1 protein-coding gene is annotated in these 747 nt (G+C 32.3%); it reads right to left on the bottom strand.

Going from position 1 to position 747, the window contains the following annotated elements; all coding sequences use genetic code 11:
• Positions 1-129 precede the first annotated feature (129 nt).
• On the bottom strand, positions 130-747 hold a 618-nt coding region (locus tag JS40_RS00045), incomplete at its 5' end, for a hypothetical protein (protein WP_034257571.1).

Raw genomic sequence — 747 nt, 5'->3', positions numbered from 1 at the left:
TAACGGTCTCGTATAACCGCCGTTGCGGTTTTTAGAATACGTATTATTCAGATGTTAAGATACTGTTTTTGTAGGAATCTAAATTCGATTAAGCAGCAATGGCGGTTATACATTGTTCTACGCAGTTTTTTATTCCTCAACAAGTTCATATCCATAAATTCCATTTTTGTTTTCTGGGTATATTTTTCTCATAGTCAGATAGTAATCTTCCAAAAATCGATTCAAGTCCACAAGCCCATTGGTGAAAAACTGAATTGTATCTTTTTTGTTTTGAACAATTAAAATTCCGCGTGTTTTGTCGTCCGACGTTTTGCGTTGAGCATTTCTTTCAATAAACTTTTCAAATTCCCAAACCGTGTCCTTTTCCGATATTTTTTTCTCGTAAACTAAATTCCAATCTGGATTTTTATTATCATTAAAAGTCAGTTCTTTGAATTCAGTCCGAACTTTTATTGAGTCAGAATGTTTGGTGATTTCAATTCTCTCATAACCTTCGTATGTGCAAACTGAATGGTCAAAGAAAATTTTTAAAGTGTCTAATTCAGTCATCTTTTTCTTAAAATCGGTCAAGTCCTTTTTTAAATCAAAATCAGATGTTTTCTGTTCGGTTTGAAAGTCATTTTTGGTATTTGCTCTTTTTCCCATTATTGAAACTCCAAAAAGTGAAATTCCAACAAAGCCAACAACTAATATTGTCACAATAATTAATGCTATGTCGAACGTTTTTTTCAAATTGCGTAGAACGGT

Source organism: Altibacter lentus (assembly GCF_000746845.1).
Taxonomy (GTDB): Bacteria; Bacteroidota; Bacteroidia; order Flavobacteriales; family Flavobacteriaceae; genus Altibacter; species Altibacter lentus.
This window is presented reverse-complemented; position numbering and strand designations above follow the sequence as displayed.